The organism is Erwinia sp. PPS120, from assembly GCF_047918655.1.
Classification (GTDB): domain Bacteria; phylum Pseudomonadota; class Gammaproteobacteria; order Enterobacterales; family Enterobacteriaceae; genus Erwinia; species Erwinia tasmaniensis_A.
On sequence record NZ_JBLREF010000005.1, the window covers coordinates 111,717 to 121,758 of the forward strand.

A 10,042-nucleotide genomic window follows, 5' to 3' on the forward strand; every position below is an offset into this window, starting at 1 on the left:
GCGCGAATCGAGGCTCTATGGCCGGATTCACACTCTGTCTTCGCGTTGCATGGCGTAGCCGTTGCATATATCGGGCGTTACGCCTTAACCAGCTCCTTTTGTGCCAGCAGCGTGGCAAAGCGCAGAGAAATGCGCCTGCCTTCGCTGTCGGTGCGGTGGAGCTGGCCCACATGCTCGTTATATTTCACAATATGCCATTTGCGATAATACTCACTCAGTTCGCCTGAGCGAAAGGCGAAAGAGAACCCCTGGTTACAGGGGTAATCTTCGGTATCCATCGCCGCGACAATCAGGTTATAGCCGCCCCTCACCGTGCTGGCCTGCATATCCGCAATCAGTAGGGGTATGACTTTGGGCTTAAGAAACATCATCACCACCGTAGAAAAAACAAAGTCATAAGCGCCGTTGAAGCGCAGGGTGTTGAGGTCCTTTTCGGCGGTGTGAATATTGCTTAACCCTTCGCTGGCGATTATCTGGTTGAGCCGGGCGAGGCTGGCCGGGTTGTTATCCCAGGCCGTGACGTCAAACCCTTTAGCATTCAGATAGAGCGTATTGCGACCGCTGCCACAGCCCAGATCCAGCGCCCGCCCGGGCTTAAGCCGCGTCATCGCCTCAACCACTTCGGAGTGCGTGGCGGTGAGCTGATATTTACCAGTGTAGTCGCGATTGTCCGCCGGATGAGAGATGTTCATGCGCCTGGCTCTTCCTCAATGGTGAGCTGCCAGCCGGTCACATCCTTCCAGTAGTTTTGCTCGCGCTCAAGATCGAGCTGAATCAGCGTATTCTGGCTGAAATAACCGTGAGGGAAGGTCAGCGTCCAGTGGCCTTCGTCGGTGGTTAGCTGGAGCGTCGCGGGCGTTGAGGTGGCCTGGCGCTGATTATTCAGCACCGCGCCCAGCCGCAGCAGGAAAACCAGCGGCAGAAACTGCTTTTTCTTATACAGCGTGAGGCGCGGCATCTCGTCTACTTTTACCGCTTTACGGTGAAAGCGCACCAGCGTGGCCAGCAGCGTCTGCTGATCCTGATTGAAACCCGGCAGGTTAGTATTCTGCAGAATATAGGCAGAGTGGCGCTGTAATCCGCTGTGGTTAATGGTCAGGCCAACCTCGTGCAGCATGGACGCCCACTTCAGCAGGGCGGCCAGCTGTGGGTTCGCCTGCTTCGGATTGCAATCGCGCCACTGATGGTAAAGTCCCTCCGTGGTCTCCAGCACACGTCGGGCCTGATCGCTGTCAATGGCATAATGATTTGCCAGGCTTTGAGCGGTGCGGCTGCGGATATCCTGATGGCGAAAGCGGCCCTCCATCTCATACAGCACCCCTTCGCGCAGTGCCCCATCGGACAGGCGCAGTTCGCGGATCGCCAGGGCGTCAAAGACGCCGAAGAGAATGGCCAGACCGGGAACAAACACCACCTTGCGCTCATCTGACAGCCCGGGCAGGCTGAGCGCGTCGAAAGACTTATACTTCATCACCTCGTCGTAGAGCATCTCCAGACGCTCCGGGGTGATCAGCTTCTCTTTCTCCCCCATTGCCAGCAGGACTTCGCAGGCGGCCTTAATGGTGCCGGATGCGCCCAGCGCATACTGCCAGCCGTGCAGGCGATACTGCCAGGCCAGCGTCTCCAGCTTTTGCGCCGCGGCCAGCCTTGCCCGGCGGAAGTTCTCTTTACTTATCACGCGGCCGGGGAAGTAGAGGTTCGCAAAACTGACGCAGCCCATGCGTCGGCTCTCGACCAGGCTTGGCTCAAAGTCTTCGCCAATCACCAGCTCGGTAGAACCGCCGCCAATATCAATCACCAGCTTGCGACCTTTTTCCGGCTGAGTATGCTCGACGCCCATAAAAATCAGACGCGCCTCTTCATTACCGGAGATCACTTCAATCGGATAGGGGATCACATCGGCGGCGCGGCGCAGGAAATCCTCGGCGTTAACCGCCTGGCGCAGCGTATGCGTGCCGACAATGGTGACGTTGGTCGGGCTGAATCCCTGAAGACGCTCGGCGAACAGCGCCAGGCTTTTCAGTCCGCGCTCAATGGCGGCTTCGCTCAGCACATTGTTATGGTCCAGCCCGTCAGCCAGATGGACGCGCTGTTTTAACCTGCCCAGCACCTGCATCGCGCCATCGACCACGCGGGCAATCACCATATGAAAACTGTTCGAGCCCAAATCAATTGCGGCAAATTCCTGCGGTTTAGGCGTATTTTTCTGGGATATAGGCATAAAGTTAGTCAGGTTGTTCCAGAGATTTAATGTAATCGTAAATGGCCAGCTGCGCGCGTACCTTGCGGCGATTGCCGCGCGGAACGTACTTATTGCTGAGCTCTTTGTCTACGAAGCGCGCCTTAAGCGTATCACTGAAGAGGATGGCAATAATATCCTGCACCCGCTGTTTCAGAATAGGATCCAGGACTGACACCGCCACCTCGATACGATAATCAATGTTACGGGTCATCCAGTCAGCGGAAGAGAGGAAGACCTTTTTGTCGCCGCCATTTTCAAAAATATAGACGCGATCGTGCTCGAGATAGCGGTCAACAATACTGATCACCCGGATATTTTCGCTAATCCCTTCAAGATTAGGAATAAGCGAACACATGCCTCGCACCAGCAGGCTCACGTTAACGCCTACGCTGGAGGCAGTATAGAGGCGGTCAACCAGGCCTTTATCGACAAGGTTATTCACCTTAAGGGTGATGGCGGCGGGAAGGCCGTTCTGCGCATTGGCAATTTCGCTGTCGATCAGCTGATAAAGCATCTGGCGCGAATTTTGCGGTGAGACCATCAGGTGTTCAAATGAGACGGGCCGGTAGGGATTCTCAATAAAGTTAAATACCCGGCGCACTTCGTTAGTGATGCGGGCATCAGCGGTCAGCAGCGAGTAATCGGTATAGAGCCGCGCGGTTTTTTCATTGAAGTTGCCGGTGCCAATATGCGCATAGCGGGCGATCTCGCCATTTTCGCGTCGGGAAATCAGAAAAAGTTTCGCGTGGATCTTCAGACCGGGCGCAGAGAAAATAACGTGAACGCCCGCCTCGGTCAGCCGTTTAGCCCAGTGAATATTGGCTTCTTCATCAAAACGCGCCTGTAGCTCGACCACCACGGTCACTTTTTTGCCGTTGTAGGCGGCGTGGATCATCGCATCAATGATGCGCGAGTTTTTCGCCACGCGGTAAATATTTATTTTTATCGCCAGCACCGCCGGATCAAACGAAGCCTGGCGCAGCAGTTCCAGCACGTGCTCAAAGGTATGATAGGGATAGTAAAGCAGCACATCGCGATTGCGAATGGCGTCAAAGCCGTTACGAAAGCGGTCAAACCAGATATGGCGCAGCTGCGGTAGCGGCTTGTTGACCAGATTTGCCTTGCCGACGTTAGGGAAGGTAATAAAGTCTTTGAAGTTATGGTAACGGCCACCCGGCACAATGGAATCATAGTTGGAGATATTGAGCTTCTTGCGAAGCATCTCCACCATCGCATCCGGCATATCGCGCTGATAAACAAAGCGCACCGGCTCGGCGGTCAGGCGCTGTTTCAGGCTTGAGGACATCAGCTCCAGCAGGCTCGACTCCATCTCCGTGACCAGATCGTACTCGGCGTCGCGGGTCATCTTCATCGAGTAGGCATTTAGCGCGTCATAATCAAAGAAGCCACGGAAGATATCGCCCAGGCAGTAGCGAAGGATGTTATCCAGCAGGATCATCGGCTTGCGGCGCCGTGGCGTTTCGGGGGGCAGGTTTACAAAACGCGGCACTTTGTCGGAGGGGATCTCCAGAAGCGCATAATTTATCTCTTCGCCCCGGATGATCTCTACCGCCAGGTAGGTGTAATCATCCTTAAGAAATTCAATCAGGTCCGTATCGTGATTGACCAGAATAGGCGTGATGTGCTGGCGCAGATGATGTTTAAAATAGTGTCGTAGCCAGCTCTGCTGATTGGGCGAGAGCTGGCGTTCGTTGATCAGGAAAATCTGGTTACGGGCCATTTCCAGCAGCAGGTCGTTATACAGACCGTCAAACTCCTGGTCCGCCTTCAGTACGCGCGCCTGAATTTTTTTTAGCAGATGGCGCGGCGTGCTGGGAGATCCCTGTTCTTCACCAATCAGGATCCTGCGCTTGAGATCGGCAAAGCGCACCTTGTAAAACTCTTCAAGGTTATTGGAATAAATGCCCAGAAAACGCATGCGCTCAATCAGCGGGTTGGTTTTATCGGCTGCTTCCTGTAAGACGCGCTCGTTGAAAGAGAGCCAGCTCAACTCTTTAACGGTATAAAGCTTTTCCTGACCCATTTGTACTCCATTTGCAGATTCACGACCCCACTTGCCTTTGGCCGGTCATTGTCCGCCTTTATTATGGCGAGAGTAGGGCAGCAATGTCCAACGGACATTGTTCATTGTCTTATTAACCGCATACGGGCAACATAAGGCCCTCAGCGCACAGGAAAGCGACATACAGCATGATCCCAACCCCCATTCCCGCTCAGTTTAACAACCGGCGACGCCAGCTTACAGACAGGCTGACGCGCCGCGTGGTGACGGCGTGTGGGCTGGCCATTTTGCTGGTTATGCTGCTGCTGTTTATCTGGCTGGCGGGCGTGGTGGTGCCGCTGTTCAGCTCGCCTGCCGTCGAGGGCAGCCGGGCAATCCCGCTGGGGCAGACCCGCCCCGTGGTGGCAATGGGGCTGGATCCGCAGCAGCAGTGGGGCTGGCGTATTGACGACGCTGGCACAGGCCGCTTTATCCCCCTCGCGGGGCAGACGCCTTCTTCCCAGGCATTAATGGGTACGGGGAGTGTGAACGCGGTGGCCGCATTGAGCACTGGCAGCGTGAACGCGGCTGCAGCATTACAGGACAGTGGCAGAGTGAACGCAACGGCGACCCCCGATAATAGCAGCGTGCTGCTAAAAAGCGCCGCCGGTCTGCTGCTGCTGGAGCCTGATTTTAGTCAGGCAGAGCCGCGCTGGCGATTCCCGCTCGGTGAGGCGCCGCTCGCCGCCGATCCTGAGTCTCAGGTAGTGGCGCTGGCGCATCCGCAGGCGGATCGCTGGCTGGTGGCGCAGGCCAGCCCGCAGCGTCTGACGCTGCAACAGTTTCAGCCGTCCCGGTCGCCTCTGAGCTTTAGCATGGCAGTCAGGGATATCAACCAGATGCTGCTTACGCCGGACGGTCAGCGGCTGTTCACCCTCTCGGGGGCGCTGCTGCGCGTCTGGCAGATCGGTGAACAGGGCCTGACCCTGCGCGACAGCATTACGCTGGCGCAGAGGCCACAGCAGATGTTGCTGCTGAGCGGCGGCGAGTCACTGCTGATTGCCGACCAGAAGGGCCTCTCGCAGTGGTTCGATTTGGCCAGCGAAACCGGGCTTCACCTGCATCAGATCCGCTATTTTACCGACGCCCGCGCCCAGCCGCTACTGTTCAGCGAGGCGCACCGTCGCGTATTCGCCACCGTCAGCCCGGCGGGGATGCTTTCCCTGTTCGCCAGTAAACAGCCGGGGGCGATTTTCTCCTCTCCGCTGGGACCGGGCGTCATCCGCGCCGCATTTGCGCCGCAGGGTGATGGCGTACTGATTGAGCAGCAGGGCCGCTGGCAGCATTTGCGCCTGTCAAATCCCTGGCCGGATATCAGCTGGCGCAGCCTGTGGCAGAAGGTATGGTATGAAAACTATCCCTCGCCGGACTATGTCTGGCAGTCCACTTCGGCCGATGATGATTATCAGGGGAAATACAGCCTGGTGCCGATGGTGTCAGGCACGCTTAAGGCGGCCGGGCTGGCAATGCTGTTTGCCACGCCGCTGGCGCTGGCGGCTGCCATGTACACCGCCTGGTTTATGAGCCCTGGCCTGCGGCGGTGGGTTAAACCGGCCATTGAGATGATGGGCGCGCTGCCCAGCGTGGTGATTGGGCTTATCGCCGGGCTGTGGCTGGCGCCGCAGCTGGCCGACAGGCTTTCCGGTATCTTGCTGCTGCCGCTGATGCTGGCCGGCGTGCTGCTGCTCTGTAGCTGGGCCTCCGACCATCTGCCGCCGCGCTGGCGTAAACGCGTGTGCGATGAAGGCCGCGAAATCTGGCTGCTGCTGCCTTTACTGCTGCTGACGACGATATTTTGCCTGTGGTGTATTCCGCTGCTGGAGCACGCTCTGTTCCGACAGGGTCTGGCAGACCGGCTGAGCGGAGGCTATCAGCAGCGTAACCTGCTGATAGCGGGCGTGGCGATGGGATTTGCGCTGGTGCCGCTGATTTTCACCCTGGCGGAAGACGCCATTTTCAGCGTTCCCGCCTCGCTGGGGCAGGGATCGCTGGCGCTTGGCGCGACGCCGTGGCAGACCCTGTCACGCGTCGTGTTACCCTCTGCCTCCGCCGGTATTTTCGCCGCGCTGATGATAGGCTTTGGCCGCGCGCTGGGAGAGACGATGATTGTGCTGATGGCAACGGGCAACACGCCCGTCACCGGGGGCGGGCTGCTACAGGGGGTCAGAAGCCTGGCGGCGAATATTGCGATTGAAATGCCCGAAGCAGCCAGCGGCAGCGCCCATTACCGCATTCTGTTCTTAAGTGCGCTGGTGCTGCTGGTGTTCACTCTGATTGTAAATACGCTGGCTGAGCTTATTCGTCAGCGGCTGCGTCGACGCTTCGCCAGACAGGAGGGGCAGGGATGAGGGTGTTAAAGATAAGCCATCACGAACGCATTGCCTGGCGGGAGGGGCAGGAATGAGAGCAGCACGGGTTAATCACCGCTGGCGCTGGCTGACCGGGGGCGCGGTTGCGCTCTGTCTGCTGGCCTTTCTGGCGCTGATAGCGCTGCTCGGCTGGCAGGGATTGAGCTACTTCTGGCCGCAGCCGGTCACGCTGTTTAACGTTCAGCTACCGGGTGAGAGCGCATCCGGGTATTTTCGCCCGCAGCAGCACAGCGAGATAACGCCATTGCAGGGCAATACCCGCCCACTGCTCTCCGGCGAGACAACGCCGTTGCAGAACACGTCCCAATTTGCGCTGCTGGGCGAGATAGCGCAGTCGCAGAAGGTCACCCGCCAGCAGCTTCAGGAGAGCGGCGTGCGCCTTCCGGCGGGTTTGCCCAACGAGCTGACGCGCCTGCTGATTAACACCGGCAGCAGTGAGGTGGGCGGAACTGGTTTCCGCACCCTGCTAAGCAGCGATATCGTGCGTCAGGAGCGGCCCGCGAACCTGCTGGTGCTGCAACGACGACAGGGAAGAATAGCCTTTGGCTGGTTTGACGGGCTGCTGGAAAAGGGGCAGCCGCTGACCGCCGCTGATATGCAACACACGCTCCAGCAGCGTATCAACCAGAGCCGCGAGCGTCAGGCTCAGGTTGATACAATCCGCCGCGTCAGCATGGCCCGGCTAAACAACGAACTTGAACAGCTTGCCGCGCAGCGCCAGCGGCTGCAAAAAGCAGACGGCTACAGCGCGCAGACGGATTCCATTCTGCTGGCCGATAGCGCGGAGCTTAAGCGTCAGTTCTCCCAGCGTACCCAGCTGCTGGGCGATCTTAACCGCGAAAACGACAGCACGGAGCTGATCCTGCGGGATATCTCAGGCCACCAGCATCGCATCCCGCTGAGTCAGATCCTTGCGGCCTGGTATCCTAATGCAATGAGCATCGGGGCAAAATGGCAGCACTTTGGCTGGCAGATCTGGCACTTTGTCAGCAATCCTCCGGGCGAGGGGCCGGGTAATGGCGGCGTATTCCCGGCAATTTTTGGCACCATCCTGATGGTGCTGCTGATGTCGGTGGTGGTGATGCCACTGGGCGTGGTCGCGGCCATCTGGCTGCATGAGTACGCGGGCGACGGCCTGTTAACCCGTCTGGTACGTATTGCGGTTATCAATCTTGCCGGCGTCCCCTCTATTGTTTACGGCGTCTTTGGCCTGGGCTTCTTTGTCTGGATGATGGGCGGCAGCATTGACCGGCTGTTCTTTTCGGCCTCTCTGCCTAATCCAACCTTTGGTACGCCAGGCCTGCTGTGGGCTTCGCTGACCCTGGCGCTGCTGACGCTGCCGGTGGTGATTGTCGCCACCGAAGAGGGGCTGTCGCGTATTCCCGCCTCCCTGCGACAGGGATCGTTAGCCCTGGGGGCTACGCAGGCCGAGACGCTGTGGCACATCACCCTGCCAATGGCAGTGCCTGCGATGCTTACCGGATTAATTCTGTCAGTGGCGCGGGCGGCGGGAGAAACCGCGCCGCTGATGCTGGTTGGCGTGGCGAAAATGGTGCCTGAGCTGCCGCTGGACTCGGTGTTTCCCTATCTGCATCTGGACCGAAAATTTATGCACCTTGGCTTCCAGATCTACGATCTCGCTTTTCAGAGTCCAGACGCGCAGGCGGATCGCCCGCTGGTCTTTGCCACCGCGCTGCTGCTGGTGTTAATTATTCTGGCCCTGAATCTGCTGGCCATGATACTGCGCCATCGTCTCCGCGAGCGCTATCGCACGTTGATGAACTAACGAGGGTTAAGAATAGTGATGCAAAATATGCCGGAAACGTCGCTGACGCTGGAGAACCTGTCGCTCTGGTACGGGGCTAAACAGGCGCTTAACGGCATCAGCATGCAGGTGCCTAAACATCGCATTACCGCGCTGATCGGCCCTTCCGGCTGTGGAAAGTCAACGCTGCTGCGCTGTTTTAACCGCATGAACGATCTGATTGAGGGCTGCCGGACAGAGGGCGATATTCTGCTGAATCAGCAGTCGATCCTCCACGAACAGGTGGATATGTCGGCGCTGCGCCGACGGGTAGGCATGGTTTTTCAGCGGCCTAACCCTTTTCCAAAGACGATCTATGAAAATGTAGCCTACGGCCTGCGGCTTAAGGGCGTACGCGACCGGCGGGTGCTGGATGAGGCGGTTGAAAGCGCGCTGCGCGCTGCCGCACTGTGGGGCGAGGTGAAAGAGAATCTCTGGCAGAATGCGCTCACGTTGTCGAGCGGCCAGCAGCAGCGGCTGGTGATCGCCAGAGCCATTGCCATTGAGCCTGAGGTACTGCTGCTTGATGAGCCGACCTCAGCGCTGGACCCGATCGCCACGCTGGTGATTGAGGAGCTGATGTGCACGCTCAGGCAGCATTTCACGCTGATTCTGGTCACTCATAATATGCAGCAGGCCGCGCGCGTCTCGGACTACACGGCGTTTATGCATCAGGGCAGCATCGTGGAGTTTGATGAGACGGACAGGCTGTTTACCACACCTCGCCAGAGGCGCACCGAGGATTATATTACCGGGCGCTACGGCTAAGCTGCCTGGGACATATCCTTACACTGCGTAGCCCGCTTGCGGCATGTAAAACGCAAACCGACGTGACCCTCTCTGGTGCCTCGACTCGCGCGCTCCTGTGTGTCTGTATTAGGGGTCAGTTTGGATATCGAAAATTATTGTACGTTAAGGCTATTTTTTGACCTTTCGACTCTGGCTAAATGCGATGAAAAAATGTTCATCAGAGCTTATTTGAGGGCATCGACGGAAGATCAGGTCGCCGATCGGGCAAAAGAGATGCTGGAGCAGTTCGCCCAGGAGCAAGGTCATCAAATCGCCAGTTACTATAGGGAGAACATTAGCGGTACAAAACTTGATCGCCCGGAACTGGGACGTTTACTGATGGACCGTCATCGCAATGATATTTTGCTGGTCGAGCAGATAGACCGTCTGACACGTCTCAGCAACAGCGACTGGATGACGCTCAAAAAGCAGATAGAACAACATGAGCTGCGAATTGTCAGCCTGGATGTACCCACCTCATGGCAGGCACTGTCAGATAAAGTCCCTTCGCAGGCCGACCCAATTACCCGCGCCGTGATAACCGCCATCAATAACATGCTTATCGACCTGATGGCCGATGGCCGCGATGTGGCATAAGGACTGGCTGAGCCGCCGCCAGCGGCAAAAACAGGGAATTGAACGTGCGCATACACTGGGAAAATACCGGGGAAAACAGGCCGATCAGGGACGGCATCAGAAAGTCCTGTACTACCGAGTGGTTAGGAAACTGAGTATCAGCTAAACCGCAGAGGCCACGGTAATCCCCCCGAAAAACC

The 10,042-nt window shown here is 57.7% G+C and carries 6 protein-coding genes and 1 pseudogene; 4 read left to right on the forward strand and 3 right to left on the reverse strand.

What is annotated here, in order from left to right:
* Positions 1-77 precede the first annotated feature (77 nt).
* From tehB to ppk1, 3 genes are read right to left on the reverse strand one after another with little or no spacing between them, the layout of a single operon-like run.
* Entirely contained in the window at positions 78-692 is a 615-nt protein-coding gene (tehB, locus tag ACLRGG_RS03040) for a tellurite resistance methyltransferase TehB (RefSeq protein ID WP_416248363.1), read from the reverse strand.
* Positions 689-2,221, reverse strand: coding sequence for an exopolyphosphatase (gene ppx / locus ACLRGG_RS03045; protein WP_416248364.1), 1,533 nt, complete (start codon positions 2,219-2,221; stop codon positions 689-691). Before ppx ends, tehB begins: the two co-directional genes overlap by 4 nt.
* A 4-nt stretch (positions 2,222-2,225) precedes the next feature.
* Positions 2,226-4,286, reverse strand: a complete 2,061-nt coding sequence (gene ppk1, locus ACLRGG_RS03050) for a polyphosphate kinase 1 (protein WP_416248365.1) — start codon at positions 4,284-4,286, stop codon at positions 2,226-2,228.
* 167 nt (positions 4,287-4,453) lie between these two features.
* On the opposite strand from ppk1, the gene ACLRGG_RS03055 reads away from it, so the two are divergent.
* The 4 genes and pseudogenes from ACLRGG_RS03055 to ACLRGG_RS03070 form a co-directional block, all read left to right on the forward strand.
* Positions 4,454-6,652, forward strand: a complete 2,199-nt coding sequence (locus ACLRGG_RS03055; protein ID WP_416248366.1) for an ABC transporter permease subunit — start codon at positions 4,454-4,456, stop codon at positions 6,650-6,652.
* Positions 6,653-6,704: 52 nt separating this feature from the next.
* Positions 6,705-8,459: a phosphate ABC transporter permease PstA gene (gene pstA, locus ACLRGG_RS03060; RefSeq protein WP_416248367.1), complete on the forward strand. Its 1,755-nt coding sequence runs from the start codon at positions 6,705-6,707 to the stop codon at positions 8,457-8,459.
* Positions 8,460-8,477: 18 nt separating this feature from the next.
* On the forward strand, positions 8,478-9,245 hold the full coding sequence (gene pstB, locus ACLRGG_RS03065; protein ID WP_416248369.1) for a phosphate ABC transporter ATP-binding protein PstB: 768 nt from the start codon (positions 8,478-8,480) through the stop codon (positions 9,243-9,245).
* 192 nt (positions 9,246-9,437) lie between these two features.
* A pseudogene (locus ACLRGG_RS03070) lies at positions 9,438-10,002 on the forward strand (recombinase family protein); the annotation flags it as partial.
* Positions 10,003-10,042 lie beyond the last annotated feature (40 nt).

What these genes read in the sequence shown, in the direction of transcription:
- pstB (WP_416248369.1), top strand. Translation starts at nt 8,478, where the DNA reads ATGCAAAATATGCCGGAAACGTCGCTGACGCTGGAGAACCTGTCGCTC.
- ppk1 (WP_416248365.1), bottom strand. Translation starts at nt 4,286, where the DNA reads ATGGGTCAGGAAAAGCTTTATACCGTTAAAGAGTTGAGCTGGCTCTCT.
- pstA (WP_416248367.1), top strand. Translation starts at nt 6,705, where the DNA reads ATGAGAGCAGCACGGGTTAATCACCGCTGGCGCTGGCTGACCGGGGGC.
- tehB (WP_416248363.1), bottom strand. Translation starts at nt 692, where the DNA reads ATGAACATCTCTCATCCGGCGGACAATCGCGACTACACTGGTAAATAT.
- ACLRGG_RS03055 (WP_416248366.1), top strand. Translation starts at nt 4,454, where the DNA reads ATGATCCCAACCCCCATTCCCGCTCAGTTTAACAACCGGCGACGCCAG.
- ppx (WP_416248364.1), bottom strand. Translation starts at nt 2,221, where the DNA reads ATGCCTATATCCCAGAAAAATACGCCTAAACCGCAGGAATTTGCCGCA.